Annotated in this window: 21 protein-coding genes and 1 pseudogene; 19 read left to right on the top strand and 3 right to left on the bottom strand. The window is 70.6% G+C overall.

Features of this window, described 5'->3' with window-relative positions:
- The first annotated feature begins 38 nt into the window (after window positions 1-38).
- The 7 genes and pseudogenes from QO011_RS19180 (at window position 39) to QO011_RS19150 (ending at window position 7,258) form a co-directional block, all read left to right on the top strand.
- Complete coding sequence (locus QO011_RS19180) at window positions 39-821, top strand: GntR family transcriptional regulator (RefSeq protein WP_307275108.1); 783 nt, start codon at window positions 39-41, stop codon at window positions 819-821.
- Between the two features lie 107 nt (window positions 822-928).
- On the top strand, window positions 929-1,225 hold the full coding sequence (locus QO011_RS19175; RefSeq protein WP_307275106.1) for a hypothetical protein: 297 nt from the start codon (window positions 929-931) through the stop codon (window positions 1,223-1,225).
- A gap of 114 nt (window positions 1,226-1,339) precedes the next feature.
- A pseudogene (locus tag QO011_RS19170) lies at window positions 1,340-2,922 on the top strand (putative N-acetylmannosamine-6-phosphate 2-epimerase).
- The gene (locus QO011_RS19165) at window positions 2,919-4,244 is read left to right on the top strand and encodes an ABC transporter substrate-binding protein (protein WP_307275105.1); all 1,326 of its coding nucleotides are present in this window, start codon (window positions 2,919-2,921) and stop codon (window positions 4,242-4,244) included. Before QO011_RS19170 ends, QO011_RS19165 begins: the two are co-directional and overlap by 4 nt.
- Window positions 4,245-4,632: 388 nt before the next feature.
- Window positions 4,633-5,496, top strand: a complete 864-nt coding sequence (locus tag QO011_RS19160; RefSeq protein ID WP_307275102.1) for a carbohydrate ABC transporter permease — start codon at window positions 4,633-4,635, stop codon at window positions 5,494-5,496.
- The gene (locus QO011_RS19155; protein ID WP_307275100.1) at window positions 5,493-6,329 is read left to right on the top strand and encodes a carbohydrate ABC transporter permease; all 837 of its coding nucleotides are present in this window, start codon (window positions 5,493-5,495) and stop codon (window positions 6,327-6,329) included. Before QO011_RS19160 ends, QO011_RS19155 begins: the two co-directional genes overlap by 4 nt.
- Before the next feature lie 101 nt (window positions 6,330-6,430).
- Window positions 6,431-7,258 carry a FadR/GntR family transcriptional regulator gene (locus QO011_RS19150; protein ID WP_307275098.1) on the top strand — a complete coding sequence of 276 codons (828 nt, stop codon included), beginning with the start codon at window positions 6,431-6,433 and terminating at the stop codon, window positions 7,256-7,258.
- A 209-nt stretch (window positions 7,259-7,467) separates the two neighbouring features.
- Here the strand turns inward: QO011_RS19150 and QO011_RS19145 are convergent, their stop codons facing one another.
- A complete protein-coding gene (locus QO011_RS19145; protein WP_307275096.1) occupies window positions 7,468-8,862 on the bottom strand; it encodes an amidase in 1,395 nt (464 codons plus the stop codon).
- 282 nt (window positions 8,863-9,144) lie between these two features.
- On the opposite strand from QO011_RS19145, the gene QO011_RS19140 reads away from it, so the two are divergent.
- The 8 genes from QO011_RS19140 to QO011_RS19105 all read left to right on the top strand — a co-directional run bounded on the left by QO011_RS19140 (window position 9,145) and on the right by QO011_RS19105 (window position 19,074).
- Entirely contained in the window at window positions 9,145-10,638 is a 1,494-nt protein-coding gene (locus tag QO011_RS19140; RefSeq protein ID WP_307275618.1) for an ABC transporter substrate-binding protein, read from the top strand.
- Between the two features lie 73 nt (window positions 10,639-10,711).
- Window positions 10,712-11,653, top strand: coding sequence for an ABC transporter permease (locus QO011_RS19135; protein ID WP_307275094.1), 942 nt, complete (start codon window positions 10,712-10,714; stop codon window positions 11,651-11,653).
- A gap of 8 nt (window positions 11,654-11,661) precedes the next feature.
- Complete coding sequence (locus QO011_RS19130) at window positions 11,662-12,504, top strand: ABC transporter permease (protein WP_307275615.1); 843 nt, start codon at window positions 11,662-11,664, stop codon at window positions 12,502-12,504.
- On the top strand, window positions 12,501-14,141 hold the full coding sequence (locus QO011_RS19125) for a dipeptide ABC transporter ATP-binding protein (RefSeq protein ID WP_307275092.1): 1,641 nt from the start codon (window positions 12,501-12,503) through the stop codon (window positions 14,139-14,141). Before QO011_RS19130 ends, QO011_RS19125 begins: the two co-directional genes overlap by 4 nt.
- A gap of 11 nt (window positions 14,142-14,152) precedes the next feature.
- Entirely contained in the window at window positions 14,153-15,379 is a 1,227-nt protein-coding gene (locus QO011_RS19120) for a serine hydrolase domain-containing protein (protein WP_307275091.1), read from the top strand.
- A gap of 16 nt (window positions 15,380-15,395) precedes the next feature.
- Window positions 15,396-16,889 (top strand): aldehyde dehydrogenase family protein, encoded by a 1,494-nt coding sequence (locus QO011_RS19115; RefSeq protein WP_307275089.1) that lies wholly within the window; start codon window positions 15,396-15,398, stop codon window positions 16,887-16,889.
- Between the two features lie 29 nt (window positions 16,890-16,918).
- On the top strand, window positions 16,919-17,665 hold the full coding sequence (locus tag QO011_RS19110; RefSeq protein WP_307275087.1) for a glucose 1-dehydrogenase: 747 nt from the start codon (window positions 16,919-16,921) through the stop codon (window positions 17,663-17,665).
- 11 nt (window positions 17,666-17,676) lie between these two features.
- The gene (locus tag QO011_RS19105; protein WP_307275085.1) at window positions 17,677-19,074 is read left to right on the top strand and encodes an amidase; all 1,398 of its coding nucleotides are present in this window, start codon (window positions 17,677-17,679) and stop codon (window positions 19,072-19,074) included.
- A 279-nt stretch (window positions 19,075-19,353) separates the two neighbouring features.
- Here QO011_RS19105 and QO011_RS19100 read toward each other — a convergent pair whose 3' ends face one another.
- Entirely contained in the window at window positions 19,354-19,740 is a 387-nt protein-coding gene (locus QO011_RS19100) for a RidA family protein (RefSeq protein WP_307275082.1), read from the bottom strand.
- Between the two features lie 28 nt (window positions 19,741-19,768).
- The gene (locus QO011_RS19095; RefSeq protein WP_307275081.1) at window positions 19,769-20,527 is read right to left on the bottom strand and encodes an IclR family transcriptional regulator; all 759 of its coding nucleotides are present in this window, start codon (window positions 20,525-20,527) and stop codon (window positions 19,769-19,771) included.
- A gap of 120 nt (window positions 20,528-20,647) precedes the next feature.
- On the opposite strand from QO011_RS19095, the gene QO011_RS19090 reads away from it, so the two are divergent.
- From QO011_RS19090 to QO011_RS19075, 4 genes are all read left to right on the top strand, one after another.
- Window positions 20,648-21,718: a succinylglutamate desuccinylase/aspartoacylase family protein gene (locus QO011_RS19090; protein ID WP_307275079.1), complete on the top strand. Its 1,071-nt coding sequence runs from the start codon at window positions 20,648-20,650 to the stop codon at window positions 21,716-21,718.
- Entirely contained in the window at window positions 21,715-22,656 is a 942-nt protein-coding gene (locus QO011_RS19085) for a threonine ammonia-lyase (RefSeq protein WP_307275078.1), read from the top strand. Before QO011_RS19090 ends, QO011_RS19085 begins: the two co-directional genes overlap by 4 nt.
- Before the next feature lie 72 nt (window positions 22,657-22,728).
- Window positions 22,729-23,757 (top strand): sugar ABC transporter substrate-binding protein, encoded by a 1,029-nt coding sequence (locus tag QO011_RS19080; protein ID WP_307275077.1) that lies wholly within the window; start codon window positions 22,729-22,731, stop codon window positions 23,755-23,757.
- Between the two features lie 281 nt (window positions 23,758-24,038).
- Window positions 24,039-26,576, top strand: coding sequence for an ATP-binding cassette domain-containing protein (locus QO011_RS19075; RefSeq protein WP_307275075.1), 2,538 nt, complete (start codon window positions 24,039-24,041; stop codon window positions 26,574-26,576).
- Window position 26,577: the final 1 nt, after the last annotated feature.

Genomic DNA, 26,577 nt, shown 5'->3' with positions numbered 1-26,577 from the left:
ACCGCGGCCCGCGCGGGCGGGCCGAGTCGGGATCTGTCATGACGGATGGGCAATCGGGCGTCGCGCTCGAACACACGGACCAGCTCGTCACCTATCTGCGCGATGCGGCCAGGCTCGATGCCGACAGTCCCACCGCCCTCTATCAGCGCCTGGAAGGGGCCTTCCGCGGCGCCATCCGGGAGGCGCTGATCCCGCCGGGCGCGGCGATCCCCGGCGAGCGCGACCTCGCGCAGCGCCTCAACCTCTCGCGCGTCACCGTGCGCAAGGCGATCAAGGCGCTGGTCGACGACCGCCTGCTGGTGCAGCGTCCGGGCGCACGCACCAGCGTCGCCGACCGGGTCGAGAAGCCCGCCGGCCAGTTCACCAGCTTCTCCCAGGACATGCTGGCCCGCGGCCATCAGCCCGGCGCCGTCTGGCTCGGGCGAGAAAGGGGTGTCGCCCTGCCGGCCGAAGCCATGGCGCTCGGCCTGTCGCCGGGGGCGGAGGTCTGCCGGCTCAACCGGCTGCGCACCGCCGACGCCGAGCCGATGGCGGTCGAGTTCTCGGTGGTGCCGGCCGAGTTCCTGCCCGACCCCGACCTGGTGACGACCTCGCTCTACGAGGCGCTGGAGGCGCTCGGGCACGAGCCGGTGCGGGCGTTGCAGCGCCTGCGCTCGGCCGTGGCCGGCACCGAGGAGGCGAGGCTCCTCGGCCTCTCCCGCGGCGCGCCGGTGCTGGAGATCGAGCGCCGCTGCTTCCTCGCCGGCGGCCGCGCCGTCGAATATTGCCGCAGCCGCTACCGCGGCGACCGCTATGATTTTCTCATGGAGCTGCAGCGGTAGGCGGACTTCGTGGTCTTGACATCATAAATACTACTTGAATGTTTGGTTTATATTGTAGGTATATCAATAATATTTGAGATTTTGGAATGTTTAGGAGTGCATATGCAATGGCAATTTCGGTTTCCTGTCCTTGGCGTCTGCTTGACGAGGGCGATGAGCACGATGCTTTCCAGCGCCGCTATGATATTGAAGTGGCCGGCGCACATCCGCTTGCACGATCAAGTGGAATGATCGTCGCTCGAAGTGACGCAAATGACGACGTTTTGGTTGAGACGAGCGACGGACGCTTCGCCATTGTTCACCTGACCTGGAGCGATAGTGGTCTCGGCTATCCGCGCTTTGCTCTCTACGAGACCGATGAAGCTGTCTCCCGCTTCATCAAGGACGAAATCGACCGGAGTTGACGCCGGCGATCCCATGTAGAACTGATAGTTCTCAAACTGGTCTCATACCGGTTGCATACCGGTCTGTTCCATCCTAAGCTCCTACCCGATCAGGCGCAGACTGGAACCGCACACGTGCACTCCGTACTCGATCGGCTGAGGGGCAGGCTCGTGGTTTCCTGCCAGCCCGTGGTCGGCGGCCCGATGGATCGCACCGAGATCGTCGTGGCCTTTGCCCTTGCCGCCGTGGCCGGCGGGGCGGCGGGCCTGCGCATCGAGGGGGTGGAGAGGGTGCGGGCGGTGCGCGCCGCCACGGACCTGCCGATCATCGGCATCGTCAAGCGCGTCGATCCGACGACGCCGATCATCATCACGCCGACGCGCGCGGACGTCGCCGCCCTGGCCGAGGCCGGGGCCGACATCGTCGCCTTCGATGCCACCGACCGGGACCGGCCTGAGCCGGTGCTGGCGCTCGCCGAGGAGGTTCACCTGGCCGGGCGCATCGCCATGGCCGACATCGCGACACGCTCGCAGGCGCGCCGCGCCCGGGACGCCGGCTGCGACGTCGTCGGCACCACCCTGTCCGGCTATACCGGCGGGCCGGTGCCGGAGGATCCGGACATCGTCCTGGTCGAGGCCTGCGCCGAGGAGCTGGGCGGGCCGGTCTTTGCCGAGGGGCGATACCGCACGGCCGAAGAGGTCGAGGCGGCGAGCCGGGCCGGCGCCTGGTCCGTCGTGGTCGGCTCGGCCGTGACGCGGCCCGAGCACATCACCGCCTGGTTCGCCGGAGCCATGGCGGAGGGGCGGCGCGGCCCGCTGGCCGCAGGCGGCCGCGCATGACGGCCGGGCCCGTCCTCGCCATCGACCTCGGCGGCACCAAGATCCTGGCGGCGCTGGTCGAGGGCGCGCAGGTGCTCGCGAGCGTCCAGGCGGCCACGCCGCGCGGGGAGGGGGCCGAGGCCTGGCTCGACGCCATGGCCTGCCTCGCCGCGCCCTGGCGCGGGCGCTTCGCCCGGGCCGGCGTGGCGCTCACCGGCGGCGTCAGCGGCGGCCGCTGGTCGGCGCTCAACCCCGAGACCCTGCCGGTGCCGGCGGGCTTTCCCATCGTCGCAGCCCTGTCGCAGCGGCTTGGAGTGCCGGTCGCCGCCCGCAACGACGCCCAGGCCGCAGCCTGGGGCGAGTACCGCCACGGTGCCGGGCAGGGCGCCGACATGGTGTTCCTCACCATCTCCACCGGCATCGGCGGCGGCATCGTCCTCGGCGGCAGGCTGGTCGCCGGACGGAGCGGCCTCGCCGGCCATCTCGGCGTCGCCCCGGTCGAGACCGCGGCCGGCGAGGCGATGCTGGAGGCGATCGGCTCCGGCGCCGCGCTCGCCCGCCTCGCCCGTGCCGGCGGGCGCAGCGAGGAGCCGCCGGCGGTGCTGGCCGCGGCCGCCTCCGGCGAGGCCTGGGCACTCGGCCTGCTCGATGCGGTGATCGTCCCGGTGGCGTGGCGGCTCAGGGCGCTGCAGCTGGAGCTCGATCCCGACCTCGTGGTCATCGGCGGCGGCCTCGGCCTGGCGCCGGGCTATCTCGACCGGCTGCGTCTCGCCCTCGCGGGCCTGCCACAGGAGTTTCGGCCCGACCTTCGCGCCGCCGCGCTGGGCGCGAATGCGGGCCTGATCGGCATCGCCGATCTCGCGACAACGACACCAGGCGCAATCGAGGGGAACCGATGAGACTCAAGCTGACATCCGCCTTGTTCGGGCTCTGCGCGCTCGCCGGTGCCGGAACGCTGCCGGCCCAGGCCGAAGTCACCGTGGTCGGCTGGCCGGGCGGGCCGGAGGAGACGGCCCTGCGCAAGGTCGCCGAGATCTACAACGCCCAGTCCGGCGTCAGCGACGCGGAGAAGGTCAAGCTGATCTTCTTCAACCGCGACGGCTTCTGGGACAAGCTGCAGGCCGACCTCGCCGCCGGCTCGGGCGAGTTCGACCTCAACCTGCTCGCGACCTACGCCATCGGCAAATATGCCCCGTTCATGGAGCCGATCACCCTGCCGGCCGGCGCCAGGGACGTGTTCTCCGACAAGGTGCTCACGACCATGCAGTTCGACGGCAAGCAATACGGCGTGCCGACCGACCTGTCGCTGCACTTCATGTATTATCGCAAGGACCTGATCGACAAGCTGCTCGCCGACGAGGACTGGAAGAAGACCTATGGCGAGATTGCGCAGAAATATCTCGGCAAGGCGCTGACCCCGGTCGATCCCGACAAATGGACCTGGGACGACTGGGCGGCAACGGCGCTGTTCTTCACCAAGAGCGTCAACCCGGCGAGCCCGGTGCGCTACGGCACCGCGCTGCAGATGAAGAACCTGCTCTTCAACATGATGGTGTTCCAGTCCCTGCCGCGTGCCTACGGCGCCGACTGGATGGACGCCTCGGGCAGGATCACGGTGGATTCGCCCGCCTACCGCACCGGCCTCGATCTCTACAAGACGCTCTACGACGCCGGCGCCTCGCCGAAGGATTCGCTCTCGGCCGAGTTCGCCGAGGCCAATGCCGCCTTCGGCTCCGGCCAGGTCGCGACCATGCTGCAGTGGAACGCCGCGGCCGCCGACCTCGACAACAAGGACAAGACCCCGGCCGTGGCCGGCAAGATCGGCACCGTCGCCCCGCCCGCGGGTCCGCAGGGACGCTTCACCCATATCCACGGCCTGGGCTTCGGCCTCAACAAGGCCTCGGCCCACAAGCAGGAGGCGCTGAAGTTCCTCGACTGGCTGGCGACCCCGGAGGCGATGACCGCCTATGCCAAGGCCGGCGGCTCGCCGGCGGTGTCGGAGGCGATCACCGCCAAGCTGCCCGAGCGGCCGGACCTGGTGAAGCTCGGCGCCTTCGCCGGGCAGTACGGCTACGTCATGACCGGCGCCACCTCGGCCGCGGCCCTGCCGGTCTACGAGGCGCAGGCCAAGGCCTTCACCGGCTATTGGGGCGGCAGCTCGACGCTCGACGCGGCGCTGGCCGATGCCGACAAGGCGATGACCGGGCTCCTGAAGAAATGAGGCGCGGGCACCCGCGAAAACCTCTCTCCCGGCCGGGAGAGAGGCAGGGGCGAGGGACTAACGCGTCGCTCGGGACAAGTGAGATGATCCGTCATGGCCGGGCTCGTCCCGGCCCATCCCAAGCGAAATCGAATTCGATTTCGCGGAGAACGCGACGATCGCAGTGCTTGCGCGACAGGGGCGACATCCCTTCTGAACCGACGGAGTTCGCGTGGATGGCCGGGACGAGCCCGGCCATGACGGCGGAAAGCGTAGCGCACCGATCTGCAGAGGTCCCCTGAGCCTCTTGGCAAGCCGAGAAGACCCACCTTGCCTGCGCCCCTTCACGGCGACCGTTCAACCCCCCCTTCCCGACTGGATAGGGGCCCCTGCCAACCGGAAGGCCTTGATGGAGATCGTTGACCGGCGAACGCCCTACCTCCTGATCGCGCCGATGACGCTGTTCCTGCTGGCGCTGCTCGGGCTGCCCTTCGCCATCGACATCGTCTATGCGCTGTCGCGCGTCACCTTCGAGACGCTGCGCGCTCCGAGCTTCAGCGGCCTCGGCAATTTCGCCGCCGTGCTCGGCGACGGCGCCTTCTGGGGCGCCATGGGCTTCTCGCTGAAGTTCGCCGTGCTGGCCTCGCTGGCGCAGCTCGTGCTCGGCCTGTTCCTGGCGATCTTCCTCGCCCCGCTCCTCGCCAGGGCGCCCTGGCTGATGGCGATCCTGATGCTGCCGATGATGCTGGCGCCGGCGCTGGTCGGGCTGATGTACCGGCTCGTCCTGCAGGAATTCGTCGGCGTCGTGCCCTATTACCTCACCCTCTTCACCGGCGACAGCCCGGCCTTCCTCGACGGCCAGAACGCCTTCCGCACCCTGGTGGTGGTGGAGGTGCTGCAATGGACGCCCTTCGCGCTGCTGATCCTCTATTCCGCCTACCGAGCGATCCCGGACGAGCTGCGCGAGGCCGCGGCGCTCGACGGCGCCGGGCCGCTCGGGGCGCTCCGGCATGTCGACCTGCCGCTGATGCTGCCGACGATCCTGGTGACCGCCTTCTTCCGCTTCATCGACAGCTTCCGCGTCTTCGACAACGTCTATGTGCTGACCGGCAGCGGGGCCGGCGGCTCGACCACCACCATCAGCATCTACATCTACGAGGCCTTCTTCCGCCGCAACGATATCGGTGTCGCCGTCGCCGCCTCGCTGATCCTGCTGGCGCTCTCCTTCGTGGTGCTGTTCGTGCTGCTGCGCCTGGCGAGGATCCGCCGATGAAAGCTGCGCCGCTGATGATGATCCTGCGCATCGCCGTCTTCGTGCTGGCGGCCTTCGTCCTCAACTTCCCGCTGATCGCCACGCTCGTCGCCTCGTTCAAGAGCGCCGGCGAGATCGCCTCGAACGCCTCGCTGGTCATCGAGACGCCGACGCTGGAGAACTACCGCGCCATCGCCGAGATCAGCGACCGCTTCGACATCACCCATTACCTCTGGAACAGCCTGGCGGCGGCCGGCCTCGGCGCGCTGCTCTCGGTGGTGCTGGCCTTTCCCGCCGCCTATGCGGTGGTGCGCTACGGCGTCGGCGAGACATGGCTGCTGCCGATCGTCACCAATCTCAGGGCGATCCCGCTGATCATCTTCTCGATCCCGATCTACCTCGTCTACCAGCAGCTCTCGCTGCTCGACACCCGCACCGGCCTCGCCCTGATCCTGTGCCTGGTCAACCTGCCCCTGGTGCTGGTGCTGATCGTCAACAGCCTGCGCGAGCTGCCGATCGAGATCGAGGAGGCCGCCCGCGTCGACGGCGCCGGCACGGTGGCGATCCTGATCAGGATCGTGCTGCCGCTGTCGCTGCCGGTGATCGCCTCCTCGCTGATCCTCGCCTTCATCTATGCCTGGAACGAGTTCCTGTTCGGGCTGATGCTGACCACCCGGCGCGCCGTGCCGATGACGGTCGGCGCCTCCTTCTTCTTCTCGGCCAGCGGCGGCGGCGTCAACTGGGGCATCGCCGCGGCCGTCATGGTGATCAGCACCCTGCCGCCGCTGCTGATCAGCCTGTTCGCCTACCGCTATATCGGCGGGTCGCTGGCGAGCGGCGCGGTCAAGGGCTGACCGCCGCATCCGCGGCAGCGGACGTCGCAAATCGCCGGATGCGATCGGTCGCCGTCGATGCTATTATTTTTTACAACTTCGATACGGCATCGGGGCGGATCGTGGCGGATTCCTCGGACCAGACGGGCACGGGCCGCGCGCGGGCCGGCGCGAGCAAGGGGCTGTTCGAGACGGACAGGCCGGGCGGCCTGCATCAGCGCGTCCATCGCAGCCTCAGCCACGCCATCGCCTCCGGCAAGTTCGAGAAGGGCGCCAGGCTGCCGTCCGAGGCGGAGCTGGCGGCGACCTTCGGCGTGTCGCGGCCGGTGGTGCGCCAGGCGCTCGACATCCTTCGGCGCGACGGCCTGATCGAATCCCAGCGCGGCTCCGGCAACTATGTCCGGGGCGGCGAGGAGGCCCCGAGCGCTGCGGCGGCATCGGCTCCGTTCTCGCCGGTGCAGATGCAGCATCTTCTCGATGACCTGGAGTTTCGCGAGGTGATCGAGCCCGAAGCCGCCTTCTTCGCGGCCCGGCGGCGCACGCCGGCCGACATGGAGCGAATGGAGGCGGCGATGCGCCGGTTCGAGGACGCGCACGCGGCCGGCGCCATCACCCATCATTTCGACTATCTCTTCCACGAGTCGATCGCGCTGGCGACGACCAACGGCCATTTCGTCGATGCGGTCCGCTCGCTCGAATACCGGCCCGGCGACGCCCGCCTGCAGATGCGCCATCTCATCCACTTCCTGCCGAGCCATCGCGGCGTGGCGGTGCTGCGCGAGCACGGCCAGGTCCTCGCCCTGATCCGCGAGCGCGACGCCGACGGCGCCCGCTCGGCGATGTGGAAGCACATCGACGCCGCCCGCCTCCGCCTGATCGACTTCATCTCGGCATCCGACGCGGGGGCGGCAGTAGCGACTCCGGTGGAGCGAGACGCGTCCATTCGTTAATAAGACCGCGACGCTTGCGTCTTCCCTCCCCCTTGCGGGGAGGGATAAAGGGTGGGGGTCGTGGACGTAGAGCTCAACGACTCAGGATCAGGCTGCGACCCTCGACTGAGCTTGAGCCCTGTCCTGATGGACCCCCATCCCTTACCCTTCCCCGCAAGGGGAAGGGAACGGCCGCCGTCGCGTTCGATGCCCTGTCTCCCGGATCACCCTCACGCCAGCGGCCGGCGCAGGTGCCAGTCGGTAGCGCGCTGGTAGGCGTGGCCGGCGGCGCAGAGCAGGTCCTCGGCGCAGGGCTTGCCGACGAGCTGCAGCGAGATCGGCACGCCGGCCGAGGAGAAGCCGCAGGGCAGCACGATCGTCGGATTGCCGGCGAGGTCGAAGGGGGCGGTGTAGCGGATCATCTGCAGCAGCACCTCGTCGTCGGCGCCGAACGCCTCGAGCTCGGGCAGGGTCGGCGTCGGCGTGGTCATGGTCGGGATCAGCAGGAGGTCGACGTCCTGGAACGCGGCGGCGAGGCGCCCGGAGAAGGCGAGCCGGTCGACCCAGGCCTGGGCGACGGTCTCGCCGCTGACGGCGCGGCCGTGCTCGATCAGCCCGGCCATGCCGGCATGGTACTCGCCGGCGCGCGAGGGATAGGTCGCCGCGTGCACCCGCGCCGTCTCGGCGCCGCAGATGTGGAACCAGCCGCGGAGCGCCTCGTAGGGCGAGGGGAAGGACATGGGCCGGATGCGGGCGCCGAGCCCCTGCAGGACGCGGCGCGCCGCCTCGACCGCGGCCACCACCTCCGGATGGGTGCCGGTGGCGATAAAGCCTTCGTCGACGCCGATCCTGAGGCCGCGCACGCCGCGGGCTGTGGCGGCGAGATAGTCGGGCACGTCGGCGCTCAGCGCCGTCGGGTCGCGACCGTCCGGGCCGGCGATGACGCCGAGGATGGCGGCGGCGTCCTCGGCGCTGCGGGCGAAGGGGCCGACATGGTCGAGCGAATGCGACAGCGTGAACACGCCGTGCCGGCTGACGCGGCCCCAGGTCGGCTTGATGCCGGTGATGCCGTTGCAGGCGGAGGGGAAGCGGATCGAGCCGCCGGTGTCGGTGGAGAGGGCGCCGAAGGTCAGGCCGGCCGCCGTCGCCACGCCCGAGCCGTTCGACGAGGTGCCGGCCCAGTAATCGGCGTTCCAGGGGTTGAGCGGCACGGGATAGAGCGGATGGTTGTTGGTATAGGCGCCCTCCGTCAGCGTCAGCTTGCCGAGCAGGATGGCGCCGGCGCCGTAGAGCCGCTCGATCACCGTCGCATCGTGGTCCGGCACATGGTCGCGATAGATGCTCATCCCCGCCGTGGTCGGGGCATCCCGGGTGGCGAACAGGTCCTTCGCCGCCAGGGGAACGCCGTGCAGCGGCCCGCGCCACTGGCCGCGGCCGAGCTCCTCCTCGGCGAGGCGCGCCCGCGCCAGGGCCTGCTCGCCCATCACCGTGATGTAGCTGTTGAGGCGCCCGTCGAGGGCCTCGATCCGCGCCAGCACGGTGCGCACCACCTCCACCGGCGAGACTTCGCCGCGCCGGATCTTTTCGGAAAGCTCGATGATCGACCAGTAGTGCAGCGCCGTCATGATGCCCTCGATCCCTGCCGCCGTCCCCGGGGCCAGCCTGCATCGATGTTGCGCGGCAGGCCCGGCGGACGATCGCGAAGGTTTCATCGCGGTCCGGCAAAAGCAATAAAATTATTTGACAACTTTGCGACGGCCCTCCTACGCTCCGAGCAGGCTTGCGGAACCCGCGCGACGCGGGGTCTGCCGGTGCGCGCCGCTGCGGGCGTGCCGGACCGCGGCGGCAAGGCGAGCGGCCACGAGGCCGCCGATGACGGCAACGACGTCGATACGGGGAACGGGACGATGATCACGAATCGGATCGGACGAGGGCTGGCGCTCGCCGCCGTCGCCCTGCTGTGCGGCGCCTCGCCGGCGCCGGCCAAGGATACGCTGACGCTCGGCATGGCGGTGGAGCCGACCGGGCTCGACCCGACCATCTCCGCGCCGGTGGCGATCCGCGAGGTCACCTGGGGCAACCTCTACGAAGGGCTGACCACGCTCGACAAGGACGGCCGCATCCAGCCGCTGCTCGCCACGAGCTGGACCGTCTCGCCCGACGGCCTGACCTACACCTTCAAGCTGCGCCCGGGCGTGCGCTTCCACAACGGCACGCCGTTCGACTCCTCGATCGTCAAGTTCTCGCTCGACCGGGCCCGCGCGCCCGATTCCACCAATGCCCAGAAGCAGTTCTTCGCGCCGATCGGCAGCATCGAGACGCCGGACCCGATGACGGCGGTGATCAGGCTGAAGCAGCAGGCCGGCCTCTTCCTCTACCACCTCGCCTGGGGCGATGCCGTCATGCTCGACCCCAAGACGGTCGGCACCAACAAGACCGACCCGATCGGCACCGGGCCCTTCAAGTTCAAGGCCTGGCAGCGCGGCGACCGGGTGGAGCTGGCGCGCAACGACGACTATTGGGACAAGGGCGTGCCCAAGCTCGCCGCGGTCACCTTCCGCTTCATCGGCGACGCCCAGGCCCAGGCGGCGGCGCTCAGGGCCGGCGACATCGACGGCTTCCCCAACTTCACCGCGCCGGAGCTGTTCGGCGAGTTCCAGAAGGATGCACGCTTCGCCACCGTGGTCGGCGCCACGCCGCGCAAGCTGGTCGCCGGCCTCAACAATTCCAAGCCGCCGCTCGACGATGCGAGGGTGCGCCGGGCGATGATGCAGGCGATCGACCGCAAGGCGATCATCGACGGCGCCTTCTCCGGCTACGGCACCCCGATCGGCAGCCATTTCGCCCCGACCGACCCCGGCTATGTCGACCTCACCGGCGTGCTGCCCTACGACCCGGCCAAGGCCAGGCAGCTCCTGGCCGAGGCCGGGCACGGCGACGGCTTCACCGTCACCATGAAGTGCCCGCAGATGAGCTACACCACGCGGTCCTGCGAGATCATGCAGGCCATGCTGTCCGAGGTCGGCATCACGCTCAACATCGTGCCGAGCGAGTTCCCGGCCAAATGGATCGACGAGGTCTTCGTCAAGTACGACTACGACGTCACCATCATCGATCATGCCGAGCCGATGGACATCGATATCTATGCGCGGCCGGCCTATTATTTCCGCTACAGGAACGCCGCCTTCGACGACCTCGTCGCCAAGGCCGACAAGCTCGCCGACGAGGCCGGGCGCAGCAAGCTCTACGGCGAGGCGCAGAAGATCCTGGCCGACGAGGTGCCGGCGCTCTACCTGATGGACCTGCCTCGCCTCAACATCTGGGACGCGAAGCTGCAGGGGCTCTGGCCGAACGAGCCGATCTCGCAGATGTATGTCCGTGACGCCTCCTGGGCGCAATAGCCTCGCGGCGCCGCGTCCGCCCGGTGGCGTCGGCCGGGGCGGCCGGCGCCGGAGCAAGAGGGCCAGCCTGCCCATGGGCCGCACCATCCTCCGCCGTCTCGGGTCCTTCGCGCTGACCTTGTTCGTCGCGTCGCTTTTGGTGTTCGCGGTGCTGGACCTGTTGCCGGGCAATGCGGCGGCCATCCTGCTCGGCACGGCGGCGCGGCCCGACACCATCGCGGCGCTCGAGCAGCAGCTCGGTCTCGATCAGCCCGGCTATGTCCGCTATCTCGCCTGGATCGTCGGCGCCTTCACCGGCGATCTCGGCCGCTCCGCCACCTATGGCGTGCCGGTCGGCGGCCTGATCGCCGAGCGCCTGGCGGTGACGCTGCCGCTCGCCGCCCTGGCGCTCGCCATCGCCGTGGCGCTGGGCGTCGGCCTCGGGGTCGCGGCCGCCGCCGGGCAGGGCAGGGCGCCCGACCGGATCGCCTCCGGCCTCGCGCAGGTCGGCATCGCCGTGCCGGACTTCTGGTTCGGCATCCTGTTCATCCTCCTGTTCTCCACCACGCTGCACTGGTTCTCCGCCGGCGGCTTCCCCAGCTGGAGCGACCCCGCGGCCGCGATGAAGGCGCTGCTGCTGCCGGCGCTCGCGCTCGCCCTGCCGCAGGCGGCGGTGCTGACGCGGGTGACGCGCTCGGCCGTGCTCGAGGTCGCCGGCGAGGACTTCGTGCGCACCGCCCGGGCCAAGGGCCTCAGCGCGCGGCGCGTGCTGTGGCGCCATGCCGTGCGCAACGCCCTGGTGCCGATCGTCACCATCGTCGGGCTGCAATTCTCCTTCCTGGTCGCCGGCGCCGTGCTGGTGGAGAACGTCTTCAACCTGCCCGGGATCGGGCGGCTCGCCTACCAGTCGCTGGCCCAGCGCGACCTCATCGTCATCCGCAACGTCGCCATGCTGTTCGCCGGCCTGGTCATCACCGTGAACTTCCTGGTCGACCTCGCCTATCTCTGGCTCGATCCGCGGCTGAGGAGGGCGTGATGGCTGATATGGCCTCCCCGGTGCCGGGCTCGATCTTCCCGCCGCGCGTCCGCCTCCATGCCGGCCTCGTCCTCACCGGGGCCTTCGTCGCCGTCGCCGTGCTGTCGCGGTTCTGGACGCCGGAGGCGCCGACCCGGATGCGCTTCGCCGAGAAGCTGAAGGCGCCGCTGGTCTCCGGCCTCGCCGGCACCGACGCCTTCGGGCGCGACATCTTCTCCATGCTGATGGCGGGCGCCTGGAACTCGCTGTCGATCGCTTTCCTCGCCATCCTGTTCGGCGCCGCCCTCGGCGTCGCGCTCGGCACCGCCGCCGCGGCGGCGCGCGGCTGGACCGAGGAGGCGATCATGCGGGCGGCCGACGTGGTCTTCGCCTTCCCCGCCCTGATCTCGGCCATCATGATCGCCGCCCTGATCGGCCCGGGCGGGGCCACGGCGGTGATCGCCATCGGCCTGTTCAACGTGCCGGTGTTCATCCGCGTCTCGCGCGGCGTGGCGCTCAGGGTCTGGTCGCAGGATTTCTGCCTTGCGGCCCAGGCGGCCGGCAAGGGCCGGCTGCGCATCACCCTCGACCATGTGCTGCCCAACATCGCCGGCGCGCTCGCCGTGCAGGCCACCATCCAGGTCGGCCTCGCCATCCTGGTCGAGGCCGGCCTCAGCTTCCTCGGCCTCAGCCTGGCGCCGCCGGCGCCGAGCTGGGGACGGATGCTGAGCGATGCCCAGACCTATCTCGGCCAGGCGCCATGGATGGCGATCGCGCCCGGCGTGACCATCGCGCTGGCGGTGCTCGGGCTCAACCTCATGGGCGACGGCCTGCGCGACCTGTTCGACCCGCGCTCGGAGGCCCGGCCGTGACGCTCGCCGTCGCCATCGACGCGATCCGCCTGTGGCGGCGGCATCGGCCGCCCGCGCCGCTGGTCGAGGATGTCGCCTTCACGATTCCCCAGGGTGCGACGCTCGGCCTGGTCGGCGAATCCGGCTCCGGCAAGTCGCTGACCGCGCTGGCGATCATGGGCCTGCTCGGCGGCGGCCTGCGCGCCGAGGGGCGGGTGACGCTCGACGGCGTCGATCTCCTGCGCCTCGACGACCGCCAGATGCAGGCGGTGCGCGGCGCCCGCATCGGCATGATCTTCCAGGAGCCGATGACGGCGCTCAATCCCGCCATGCGCATCGGCGACCAGATCGCCGAGGGGCTGCTGGCGCACCGACCGGTCGACCGCGCCGCGGCCCGGGCCGAGGCGCTGCGGCTCATCGACCGCGTGCGCATCCCCGACGCCGCGCACCGCATCGACGCCTATCCGCACGAGCTCTCCGGCGGCCAGCGCCAGCGCGTCGGCATCGCCATCGCTCTCGCGCCCGGCCCCTCGCTGCTGATCGCCGACGAGCCGACCACGGCGCTCGACGTCACCGTGCAGGCCGAGGTGCTGGAGCTCCTGGGCGAGCTGATCGCCGAGCTCGGCATGTCGCTCCTGATGATCAGCCACGACCTCGGCGTCGTCGCCAGCATCTGCGAGCGCACCCTGGTGATGCATGCCGGCCGCTGCGTCGAGGCCGGCGCCACCGCGGAGGTGCTGCACCGCCCGTCGCAGCCCTACACGCAGCGGCTGGTCGCCGCCCTGCCGCGGTCCCTGGCGGCCGGTCCCGCGGCGGAGCGGCGGGCCGCGCCCGGCGCGCCGCCGCTGCTCGATGTGGTGGGGCTCGAGCGCGCCTATGCCGGCCGCGGCGGCGCCAAGGCCGTCGACGGCGTCAGCTTCGCGGTCCGCGCCGGCACCATCCACGGCATCGTCGGCGAGAGCGGCTGCGGCAAGTCGACCCTGGCGCGCATCGTCATGGGCCTCGACCGGCCGACCGCGGGCACGGTGTTGTTCGAGGGCGAGGACATCTTCGCCAAGGCGCGCGGCGACCTCTTGAAGCTGCGGCGCGGCTTCCAGATGGTGTTCCAGGATCCGCAGGGCTCGCTCGATCCGCGCCAGAGCGTCGGGCGCATCGTCGCCGAGCCGCTGTTCCTCGATCCCGCGGCGCCGCGCGGCCGGGCTCGTGAGGACCTCGTCGGCGAGACGCTGGCGAGCGTCGGGCTGCGGCCGGCCGACGCGGCCCGCCACCCCCACGAATTCTCCGGCGGCCAGCGCCAGCGCATCGCCATCGCCCGCGCCATCATCGGCCGGCCGAAGCTGGTCGTCGCCGACGAGCCGGTCTCGGCCCTCGACCTCACCGTGCAGGCGCAGATCCTGCGGCTGATCCGCACGCTGCGCGACGAGCACGGCATCGCCTTCCTGCTGATCAGCCACAGCCTCGCGGTCGTCGAGACCATCTCCGACAGCGTCGCCGTCATGCATCGCGGCCGCTTCGTCGAGACCGGCGCCGCCGCCGAGGTGTTCCGGCGCCCGGCCCATGCCTACACGCGCCGGCTGATCGAGGCCGAGCCGCGCATCGACCAGCCGCGCCGCTACGGCAGGGCCGTCCCGGCCGGCGAAGCCATCGAGAGATTGTGAGGGAGCAGAGCATGTTGACCGAGACCGTCACGGGCGAACCGGTCGAGCCCTTCCTGCGCCGCCACCTGGCGGGCGACTTCCTCCTGTGGTCGCCCAACATCCAGGCGGAAGGCTTCCTCAACTGGGATCGGATCTGGGCGACGCGCACCATCGCCAGGGGCACGCCCAGGCCCCTGCCGCAGGCGCGCGCGCCGCTGGACCTCACCTTCGAGAGCCATGGCGCGACGCGCACGATCGACGAGTTGATGCGGCGGGAGTTCGTCAGCGGCCTCCTCGTCGTCAAGGACGGCGAGATCAGGCTGGAGCGCTACGCCATGGGCCTCGATCCCCGGCGCTGCTGGCAATCCTCCTCCATGGTGAAGTCGCTGGCCGCCATCCTGGTCGGCGCCGCCGTCCAGGACGGGGCAATCGGCAACATCGGCCAGCCGATCATCGACTACCTGCCGGAGCTGGCCGGCTCGGCCTATGAGGGCGTCACCATCCGCAACCTCCTGCACATGGCCTCGGGCGTCGCCTGGGTCGAGAACACCGACGACCTCACCACGGATGTCGCCGAGCACTACATCAAGGTGATCGCGGCCCGCCGGCCGAACTATATCGTCGACTACCTCAGGACGCGCCCGCGCGCCAACCCGCCCGGCACGCAGTTCTACTACAACACCGGCGACACGTTCCTGCTGAGCCACATCCTCAGCCGCGCCACGGGCATGACCGTCTCCGACTACTGCTCCGACAAGGTCTGGAAGCCCATGGGCTGCGAGCAGGACGGCTTCTTCATCCTCGACAGCGACGACGGGCACGAGGTCGTCGGCAGCTGCTGCGGCGCCTCCCTGCGCGACTATGCCAGGTGGGGGCTTTTGATGCTGTCCGACGGCGTGATCGACGGCCGCCGCCTGCTCCCCGAAGGCTGGGTCAAGGCGTCGACCAGCCCGACGGCGCCGAATTTCGCCTTCGACTTCGGCGGCGAACGCGGCGTCGCCGGCGGGGCGGATTCGGCCTTCACCGGCTATGGCTATCTCTGGTGGACGCGCGAAGGCGGCGACTACCAGGCCCTCGGCAGCTACGGCCAGTGGATCTATGTCAGCCCGGCGCACAACGCGGTCGCGGCGATCCTGGGGGCGGTGCCCCGGCACGTCTACATGACGCCCGAAGACCGCGCGCTGCACGGGAATTCGTCGCATTGCGGGTCGGAGATGCGGCTCGACTTCATCAAGGCGGCCCTGCAGGCGCTCGCTTGAAAGGCAGGGAGGCACCATGCCCGCAGCTCACGACACCGTCGCCCTCCGCCAGCCCGTCGACGGCGGCATGCGCCCGATGCTGATCGGCGGCGCCTGGGTCGGCGGCGCCTCCGGCAACACGCTGGAGACGCGCAACCCGGCGACCGGGGCGGTGCTCGCCCGCGTGCCGCGCGGCGACCAGAGGGATATCGACCGGGCGGTGGCGGCGGCGCGGCGGGCCTTCGAGGGGCCGTGGAGCCGCTTCAAGCCCTATGAGCGTCAGGTGCTGCTGCTGAAGGTCGCCGACCTCTTCGAGAAGCACTGGGAGGAGATTGCCCAGTCGGACACGCTCGACATGGGCATGCCGATCACGCGGACGCGCGCCAACCGCAACCGGGTCATCGGCATGCTGCGCTTCTATGCCGGCATGGCCACCGCTCTCAACGGCGAGACCATCGACAATTCCCTGGCCGGCGATGTCGTCTCCTACACCCGCCGCGAGCCGGTTGGCGTCGTCGGCGCCATCATCCCCTGGAACGCGCCGGCCGCAGCCTCGGTGTGGAAGATCGGCCCAGCGCTGGCGACCGGCTGCACGGTGGTGCTGAAGCCCTCCGAGGAGGCGCCGCTGACCCCGCTCTTGATCGCCGACCTCATGCAGGAGGCCGGCGTGCCCGAGGGCGTGGTCAATGTCGTGACCGGCACCGGCAGCGAGGCCGGCGCCGCGCTCGCCGAGCATGCCGGCGTCGACAAGCTGGTCTTCACCGGCTCGACCGCCACCGGCCAGAGCATCGTCCGCGCCTCGGCCGGCAATCTGAAACGCCTGTCGCTGGAGCTCGGCGGCAAGTCGCCGGTGATCGTCTGCGCCGACGCCGACCTGGAACGGGCCGTGCCGGTGGCGGCCATGGCGGTCTTCGCCAATTCCGGCCAGATCTGCATCGCCGGCTCGCGCCTCTTCGTCGAGCGCTCGATCCATGACGACTTCGTCGAGCGGGTCGCGGCCTATGCCAGGGCGCTGCGGATCGGCGACGGCGCCGATCCCGCCACCGAGATCGGGCCGCTGATCTCCGCGCGGCAACTCACGCGAGTCGAAGGCTTCCTCGATGCCGGGACGCGCGAGGGCGCCCGGCTGGTCACGGGCGGCACGCGCCTGACCGAGGGGGCGCTGGCGGCGGGGCATTTCGTGGCGCCGACCGTGTTCGCCGACGTCTCCGACAGCATGGCCATCGCCCGGGAGGAGATATTCGGGCCGGTCATCTCCGCCATGCCGTTCGACACGCTCGAGGAGGCGATGACGCGCGCCAACGCAACGCCCTACGGGCTCGCCGCCGGCGTGTTCACCCGCGACGTCGGCAAGGCGCATCGCCTGTCGCGGGCGCTCAGGTCCGGCTCGGTCTGGGTCAACACCTACCACGCCATCGATCCGGCCGTGCCCTTCGGTGGCACCGGGATGAGCGGTTATGGCCGCGAGGGCGGCACCGAGCACCTCGCCGAATATCTCGACACCAAGGCGGTGTTCATCCGCCTCGACTGAGGCGCGCCGACAAGAGCAGGAGGAAGCCCATGAGGCTCGACGGCAAGATCGCAATCGTCACCGGCGGCGGCTCCGGCTTCGGCGAAGGCATCGTGCGCAAGTTCGCCGCCGAGGGCGCGCGCGTCGTCGTGGCCGACCGCGACCTGGCCGGCGCCGAGCGGGTGGCCGGCTCCCTGCCCGACATGGCCGTGGCCGTCGAGGCGGATGTCGGCACCGCGGCCGGCTTCGCCGCGGCTCTCGACAGGGCGCAGCAGGCCTTCGGCGGCCTCGACATCCTCGTCAACAATGCCGGCATAGGCCATCTGCCGCAGCCCTTGGAGACGCTGGACGAGGCGATGTTCGACCACATCGGCCGCGTCAACATGAAGGCGATCTATTTCGGCGCCCGCGCCGTCGTGCCGCTGTTCAAGGAACAGAAGCGCGGCGTCATCCTCAACGTCGCCTCCACCGCCGGGGTCAGCCCGCGCCCGAACCTCACCTGGTACAACGCCTCCAAGGGCTGGGCGATCACCGCTACGCGCGGCATGGCGGTGGAGCTCGCCCCGTTCGGCATCCGCGTCAACGCCATCAATCCCGTGGCGGGCGAAACCCCGCTGCTCAAGACCTTCATGGGCGAGGACACGCCGGAGATGCGGGCCAAGTTCCTGGCGACGATCCCCCTGGGCCGCTTCTCCACGCCCGAGGACATGGGCAACGCCGCCGCCTTCCTGTGCTCCGACGAAGCGAGCATGATCACCGGCGTCGCCATGGAAGTCGACGGCGGCCGCTGCATCTGAACGGGGACATCATGCCCGCACCGCCGCCTTCGCTCGCCGACTGGACGGCCGGCCAGCTCCTCGCCGCCTTCCGCACCGGGTCGGTCACGCCGCTCGACGCATGGGCCGCCGTCGAGGCCCGCATCGCCGCCGCGGAGCCGAAGATCGCCGCGCTCTACGCCTATGCTCCCGAACGCGCCCGCCGCGAGGCCGCCGCCTCGACCGAGCGCTGGCGGCGCGGCGCGCCGATCGGGCCGCTCGACGGCATGCCGGTCACGGTCAAGGAGCTGATCGCCACCGAGGGCGATCCGGTGCCGCGCGGCTCGGCGGCGAGCGAGCTTGCGCCGGCCAGGCAGGACGCGCCGGCCGCCGCGCGGCTGCGCGAGGATGGCGCCATCCTGTTCGCCAAGACCACCTGCCCGGACTACGGCATGCTGTCGTCCGGACTGTCGAGCTTCCACCCCCTGACGCGCAATCCCTGGAATCTCGCGAAAAATCCCGGCGGCTCGAGCTCCGGCGCCGCGGCCGCCGCGGCGGCCGGCTATGGACCGCTGCATGTCGGCACCGATATCGGCGGCTCGATCCGCATTCCCGCCGGCTGGACCGGCCTGTTCGGCTTCAAGCCGAGCAATGGCCGCGTTCCCATCGACCCCTACTATCCCGGCCGCTGCGCCGGGCCGATGACCCGGACGGTCGCCGATGCCGTCATGATGATGCCGACGCTGTCGCGTCCGGACTGGCGGGACGCCACCAGCCTGCCGCCGACGCCGCTGGACTGGCCGGGCGAGGCGCCCGACGTCAGGGGCCTTCGCCTCGGCCTGATGCTCGATGCCGGCTGCGGCCTGCCGGTCGACCGCGAGATCCTCGATGCGGTGACGGCGGCGGCAAGGCGCTTCGAGGCGGCCGGCGCGATCGTCGAGGCGGTTCCCCCGGTGCTCACCGCGGCGATGCTCGACGGCCTCGACGATTTCTGGCGCGCCCGCGCCTGGGCCGAGATCTCGCTCCTGCCGCCGGAGCGCCAGCGCCGGATCCTGCCCTATATCCACGCATGGGCTACGAAGGCCGAGACCATGTCCGGCGTGCGGGCCGTCCGGGGCCATGATCAGACCCTGGCGATGCGCCAGGCCTGCGCCCGCCTGTTCCAAAGCGTCGACGCCGTGCTGTCGCCGACGAACCCGGTCGTGTCCTTTCCGGCCGAGCATGCCTCGCCGACCAACGACCCGGACCGCCCCTTCGAGCACATCGCCTTCACCGTGCCGTGGAACATGTCGGAGCAGCCGGCCGCCTCGATCAATTGCGGCTTCTCCCGCGCCGGCATGCCGATCGGCCTGCAGATCGTCGGCCCGCGCTTCGGCGACGTCCTGGTCCTGCAGCTCTCGCTGACCCACGAGGCCTGGCAGGAGCCGATCGCCTGGCCGGCGGTGGGGTGAGGGGGCGTCCCGGCCGTGTCGAGCGCGACGCCAGCAGTCTGAAACGCAACGCTTGCCGATCCCCTCCTCCTTGCGGGGAGGGGCAAGGGGTGGGGGTCGTGCAGAATAGGGCGGATCGGCCTGCAAAGGGCGCGCTGCGACGTGCGCTGCGTCCTATCCTGATGGACCCCCACCCCTTGCCCCTCCCCGCAAGGGGGAGGGGAAAAGCCGGCGTCGAGCAATGGCTTGAGAGCGCCGCGCCGCGGCCTCTCATCGTCTCGGTTGGGCCCCCGGGCCTCTCTACGCCCGCTCGCCCCCGATCGCGGCGACGCAGTCGATCTCGACCTGGATGCCGATCAGCTGCGCGCCCACCGTGGTGCGCGCCGGCAGGTCGGTGGGGAAGAACTCCTTGTAGACGGCGTTGTACTCGGCAAAGCGCGTCACGTCGGTGAGATAGGCCGTCACCTTGACGACGTCCGTCATGTCGGCGCCGGCGGCGAGGAGGATGGTGCGGACATTTGCCAGGGTCTGGCGCACCTGGTCGGCAAAGCCGTCGGGGATGCGGCCGGTCTGCGGGTCCGCCGGGCCCTGGCCGGAGACATGGACGAAGCCGTGCGCGATCACCGCATGGGAATAGTGGCCGCCGCGCCTGGCGCCGCCGGGCACCTCGGCGATACGCTCGATCATCGGCAGGCTCCGCTGGCTGGAAAGGGATTCATGCGATCTCCTCTGCGATGGCCCGGCAGCTCTGCCGGAGCATGTCCAGCACCTCCGCATGGCGGCTGGTGCGTCCGCGGCGGTTGACATAGGAGATGATGACGCAGGCGATGGCCTCGCCATTGCCGCCGAGCACGGGGCAGCAGATGTCGGTGATGCCGACGAAGTCGCGGCTCTCGTGCATCTCGTAGCCTTGCTCGCGGATGCGCTCGAAGGCTTCGCCGAGCTCGCCTTCATCGAGGTCGCGGTCGAGCAGACGCCGGCTTTCCTCCACCATGTGCCGGCGCACCTCCGGCGGCTGGAAGGCCAGGATCACCTGGCCGGAGGTCGCGTCGACCGCCACGCGCCCATAGCCCAGCTTCAGGGTGAAGGACATGTCGGCGCCCCCGGATACGGCGGCGATGGTGACGGTCTCGCCGTGATGGACCACCACCAGATGGGGCGAGTGGCCGCACTCTTCCGCCAGCTGGCGCAGGATCGGCGCCGCCCGGGACAGGAGGTCCTTCACCCTGGGCGTGCGCAAGCCGAGGTTGAACAGGCGGTTGGTGAGCGTGAATTCGTCGGTCGCCGCATCGCGGGCGATGTAGCCGCGGTCCAGCAGCACCATCAGCATGCGGAAGATCTCGCTCTTCGAGCGGCCGAGCTCGTCGGCGATCGCCTTCATCGACAGCCCGCTCTCGCGCGCGGCCAGGAGCTCGAGGATGTCGAGGCCCTTGTCAAGGGCCGGGGCGGAGTAGGACGGGCTGTCGGTCTTCATGGGCGTCTCCTGGAGCTGCCCTTGTAGGGGTGGCACCGGTTCGTGGCCATCATTTCATAAATGAACTTGACATCAAATATAAAACGATGAGGATCGGAACGTCGCACCCAGGAGGCTGGCTTGTCCGGGATCATCGTGCCGACCGAGGAAGACCTGCCGAAGGCGCCGCGCGTGCCCCGGCGCAGCACCGTCTTCTCCGACGTCGACCTCGGACGGGACGGCAAGCAGATCGGCTTCTTCCATGTGCCGCAATCGCCGCACGACGATGCCTGGGGCACCGTCCGCGTGCCGCTGGCCGTGGTGAAGAACGGCACCGGCCCGACCGTGCTGATCGAAGGCGGCAATCACGGCGACGAATATGAGGGGCCGATCGCCCTCGGCGAGCTGATCCGCAGCATCGATCCGGCCGGGATCCAGGGACGGATCATCGCCATTCCCGCCATCAACCTGCCGGCCGTGGTCGCCGCGCAGCGGACCTCGCCGGTCGATGGCCTCAACTTCAACCGCACCTTTCCCGGAGACCCCGCCGGCACGCTGACCCGCCAGCTCTCGGCCTATGTCCACGACGTGCTGTTCCCGGAATCGGATTTCTTCCTCGACCTCCATTCCGGCGGGTCGTCGCTGATGATCATGCCGAGCGCCATCATCGAGCCGGCGGCCGACCCGGCCCAGCACCGGCGCAACATCGACGCCACGCTCGCCTTCGGCGCGCCGACCACCGTCATGGTGGACAATCTCGGGGAGAGGCGCACCTCGACGGCCTCCGCCGTCGATGCCGGGCTCACCGTGGTCGGCACCGAGATGGCCGGCGCCGGCACGGTGAGCGCCGAGGCCCTGGCCATCTGCCGGCGCGGCATCCGCAATGTCCTCGCCCATGCCGGGGTGATCGATCCCGAGCACCTCGTCAAGCCAGCGGGCGAGCCGCGCGTCCTCACCATCCCCGGCGCCGCCGCCTACGGCTTCGCCGGCGATGACGGCGTGTTCGAGGCGGCCCAGGCGCCGGGCGAGCCGGTCCAGGCCGGCTCGGTCGCCGGGCGCATCCACTTCCTCACCGATCCCGGACGCGAGCCGGCCGTGCTGCGGCACCGCATCGACGGGGTCCTCTTCGCCCGCCGCCAGCCCGGACGCGTCAGGCCGGGCAATTGCTGCTTCGTCGTCGCCGTCCCCTATGACTGGAGCGGCAGCCGATGAACTTCGCCGACGTCGCCCAGGCAGCCGAACGCATCCGGGGGCACGTCCGGCGGACCCCGATGGTCCGTGCCGACCAGCTCTTCGCCCCGCTCGGCGTCGAGGACCTCTGGCTGAAGCTCGAATGCCTGCAGGTCACCGGCTCGTTCAAGGCGCGGGGCGCCACCAACCGCCTCCTCACCCTGCCGCCCGAGGTGCTGACCAGGGGCATCGTCGCCGCCTCGGGCGGCAATCACGGGGTGGCGACCGCCCGTGCCGCCCGGCTCGCCGGCGTGCCCGCGGCCATCTACCTGCCCGGGAACGCCGCGGCCTCGAAGATCGAGAAGCTGCGCGGCTGGGGCGCCGAGGTGCATGTCGGCGGATCGGTCTGGGACGAGGCGCACGAGCTCGCCCGGGCCGAGGCGGAGCGGCGCGGCGCCTATTATTTCCACCCCTTCGCCGACCGGCAGATCGTCGCCGGCCAGGGCACCGTCGCCCTGGAGATCATCGAGGATGTCGGTCCCTGCGACGTCTATCTCGTCGCCGTCGGCGGCGGCGGCCTGATCGCCGGCATGGCGACGGCGATCCGCGAGAAGAACCCGTCGGCCCGCATCATCGGCATCGAGCCGACGGGCTCGCCGACGCTGCATGACAGCCTGCGCGCGGGCGAGGTGGTGCGCCTGCCCGCGGTGACGACCCGCGTGGCGACCATGGCCTGCGGGCGCACCGACGAGAGCATCTTCGAGATCGTGCGGGACGCGGTCGAGCGGGTCGTCCTGGTCGAGGACGAGGCGCTCGAGGCGGCGGCCCGCTGGCTCTGGTTCGAGCTCGGCATCGCCGCCGACCTCAGCGGCGCGGCCTCGATCGCCGCGCTGATGACCGGGGCCGTGGCGATCCGGCCCGGCGAACGCGTCTGCGGCCTCGTCTGCGGCGCCGGTACGGAGGGCATGCAGGGCAGGTGAGGACGGGGCCGCGGCCCCGAGACGAAAGCCGAGCCGAAAACGGCCGGCGTCAACCAGAGGAGAGAACCAGCCATGACGTTGTTCAGTCGCATCACCTTCGGCGGCCTCGCCGCCGCGATGGTCCTCGGCACCGGCGTCGCCTTCGCGGCCGAGCCGGTCCTCGGCCTCGCCGCCATCGACCTCCAGAACTCGTTCTTCGTGCGCATGAAGGAGGCGGGCGACACCGCCGCCAAGGACTACGGCGTCAAGTCGAGCTGGCAAAGCGCCGAGGGCAGCCTCGAGAAGCAGGTCGGCATCATCGAGAACTTCATCAACCAGAAGGTCAGCGCCATCCTGGTCGACCCCCTCGACAAGAACGCCCTGATCCCGGTGCTGAAGAAGGCGGAGGCCGCCGGCATCCCCGTCGTCACCATGGGCAACAAGGTCGAGGCCGGGGCCAACTACTCCACCCTCTATCCCGACTACCAGAACATGTCGCTGGTGGCCAAGGCGCTCGGCACCACGCTGGGCGGGGAGGGCGAGGTGGCGCTGCTGGTCGGCACGCGCGGCAATTTCGTCTCCGACACGCGCGAGAAGGCCTTCGTCGACACGCTCGCCAAGGAATTCCCGAAGATCAAGGTGGTCGGCATCGAGCCGACGGGATGGGACTCGGCCAAGGCCACCAACGCGGCCCAGACCTGGCTCACCACCTATCCCGACCTGAAGGCCATCGGCTGCATCTCCGATTCCCTCTGCCTCGCCGCCGACGCCGTGGCCAAGGCCATGGACCACAAGCTGCTCTATGGCGGCTATGACGGCGACAGCGAGATGCATCCGCTCCTGGAGAGCGGCACCATGGTGATGGACGTGCTCACCGGCGCCTATCGCGTCGGCTATTGGAACATCGCCGTGGCCGCCCGCCTCGCCAAGGGCGAGACGCTGCCCCACGACCTCTACATGCCGACCTTCTTCGTCGCCTCCGACGCCACGGCCGAGGCCCTGAAGGCCAAGGGCGTGACCTTCGAGCACATCACGCCGGCCAAGGCCGAGATCGAGGCGAAGAACTACACCGCCCAGCTCGGTCCCTCGGTGCCGGCGAGCGCCATGACGGTCGGCAAGTAACCGAGCCAGGAGCGCCGCCGGATTTCTCCTGTCCTCGGCGGCGCTCGTTTGGAGCGCTCCCTTCTCCCGTTCTCCCTGCGGGAGGAGGGGGCGGCTCCGGGTTTGAGGAGCCGTCCTGATATAAGTGAGGCGGTTCGTCATGGCCGGACTTGATCCGGCCATCCACGCGAACACAGGCGAACGTCGCGTCCGCGTGGATGGCCGGGACGAGCCCGGCCATGACGACTGAAAGTGCGGCGCACTTACCCGCAGACGCCCATTCGGAACGACCGGAGACCTGCATGCGCGAGGGCCTTCTCAGCGGCATCGCCCGACGCAACGAGCTCCTGCTGGCGCTGTTGCTGCTGGCGGCGCTCGCCGGCTTCGGCCTGGCCGATGCGCGCTTCCTGGCGCCGGGCAATCTCGCCAGCATCGCCCGCCAGAGCGCCGTCATCGCCATCGTCGCCTTCGCCATGACGGCTGTCATCATCGCCCGGGGCATCGACATCTCCGTCGGCAGCACGCTCGCCTTCGCCGGCATCGCCGCGGCCGGGGTCTACGGCGCCACCGGTTCCTCCGCCGCCACCATCGTCGCGGCCGTCGCGGCGGGCGGGGCGGTCGGCCTCGTCAATGGCGCCCTGGTCGGTTTCGCCGGCATCAGCCCGTTCATCGCCACCCTCGCCACCATGGCCTTCGCGCGCGGCCTGGCGCTCGGCCTGTCGCATGCCTCGAGCATCCCGGTCGACGATCCCGTCCTGCTGGCGGCCGGCTCGGCCGACCTTGCCGGCATCCCGGTCTCGGTGCTGATCGCGGCGCTCTGCCTCGCCCTGTGGTGGTTCGTGCTGACCCGCACCGTGTTCGGGCGCTGGATCCACGCCGTCGGCGGCAACCCGATGGCGGCGCGCGCTTCGCTGGTGCCGGTGCGCGGGACGCTGGCGGCGGTCTACGCCCTGGCCGGCGCCTCGGCGGGCCTGGGCGCCGTCGTCACCATCGGCCGCCTCGGCTCGGCCCAGCCGCTCGCCGGCACCGGCCTGGAATTCACCGCCATCACCGCCGCCATCATCGGCGGCACCAAGCTCTCCGGTGGCGAGGGCAGCGTCACCGGCGCCGCGCTCGGCGCCCTGCTGCTCGGCGCCATCAACACCGGCCTCTCCTTCATGGACGTGCCGCAGCAGGTGATCTACCTCGTCACCGGCGCCCTGGTGCTCGCCGCCGTGCTGCTCAGCCAGCCCGAGGTGCTGGTGACGGCCTGGCATCGCCGTGCCGCGCCGGCGCGGGCAGGGATCGCCGCGGCGCCGTCGCCCGGCGGCGGCCATCGCATCGAACTCGTCGGCCTCGGCAAGCTCTTTCCCGGCGTGCGCGCCCTCGACGGCGTCAGCTTCGCCATCGCCGCCGGCGAGGTGGTGGCGCTGGCTGGCGAGAACGGCGCCGGCAAGTCGACCCTGGTCAAGTGCCTGTCCGGCGTCTACCGGCCGGACGAGGGCTCGATCCTGGTCGACGGCATGCCGGCGCAGTTCCGCTCGCCCGAGGACGCCCGGGGCATCAGCGTCATCCACCAGCATTTCAGCCTGGCGCCCGACCTGACCGTCCTGGAGAACCTCTTCCTCGGGCGTGAGCTCAGGCGCTTCGGCCTGCTCGACCGCCGCCGCATGGCGCGCGAGGCCCGCCGCGTCATCGGCGAGCTCGGCCTCGACATCGATCCCCACGACGAGATCGGGCGCCTCACCGTCGGCCAGCGCCAGATGGTCGAGGTCGCACGGGCAATCCTGGCCGAGGCCTGGCTGTTCGTCATGGACGAGCCGACCAGCGCGCTCTCCACCCGCGAGCGCGACCGGCTCTACGGCCTCATCGCCACGCTGGTCCGGCGCGGCGCCGCCATCCTCTACATCTCCCACAAGATGGAGGAGATCTTCACGCTCGCGCAGCGTGTCGTCGTGCTGCGCGACGGCCGTTTCGTCGGCGAGCGGCGGACGGCCGAGATCGACGATGCCGCCCTGATCGCCATGATGGTCGGCCGCGACGTCGGCAGCGTCTTCCGCCATGTCGAGACCGAGCGCGGCGACGTCCTGGTCGAGGTGACGGGCCTGTCCGACGGCGGCCTGCTGCAGGCGGCGGACCTCACCCTGCGCGCCGGCGAGATCGTCGCCCTGGCCGGCCTGATGGGCAGCGGCCGCTCCGAGGTGCTGCGCTGCATCGCCGGCCTGTCGAAGCCGAGGGCCGGCCGGGTGCTGGTCGGCGGCGCGGCGCTGGCGCCGGGCAGCCTCCGGGCGGCGCAGGCGGCCGGCATCGTCTACGTCCCGGAGGACCGCCATCTGGAAGGCTTCGTCGGCACCCTGCCGGTGCGCGACAATCTCGGCCTGGTCTGGATGCGCGGCCGCAGCCGCCTCGGCCTGGTCGGCCCGCGGGCGCTGGCCGGGCTTGCCGCCGACCTGATCGCCGCGCTCGGCGTGCGCCCGGCCCAGCCGGGCAAGAAGACGATCGAGCTCTCCGGCGGCAACCAGCAGAAGGTCGTCATCGGCAAATGGCTGGCAACCGAGCCACGGGTCCTCTTGCTCGACGAGCCGACCCGCGGCGTCGACGTCGGCGCCAAGTCCGAGCTGCACGCGCTGATCGCGCGGCTGAAGGCACGCGGCGCCGCCATCCTGATGGTCTCCAGCGAGCTGCCGGAGGTGCTCGGCGTCGCCGACCGCATCCTGGTCATGCATGCCGGCCGCCTCGCCGGCGAGCTGCCGCGCGGGGCCGGCGAGAGCGAGGTCATGGCCCTCGCCTTCGGCCGTTCGCCGGGTTCCCATCCCACCCTGCAAGGCGGCGCGGCCGCCGCCGTCCAAGGAGCATCCTGAC

Source organism: Labrys wisconsinensis, from assembly GCF_030814995.1.
GTDB lineage: Bacteria > Pseudomonadota > Alphaproteobacteria > Rhizobiales > Labraceae > Labrys > Labrys wisconsinensis.
The sequence above is the reverse complement of the archived record's forward strand: the minus strand, read 5'-3'. Positions and strand labels throughout refer to the sequence as shown.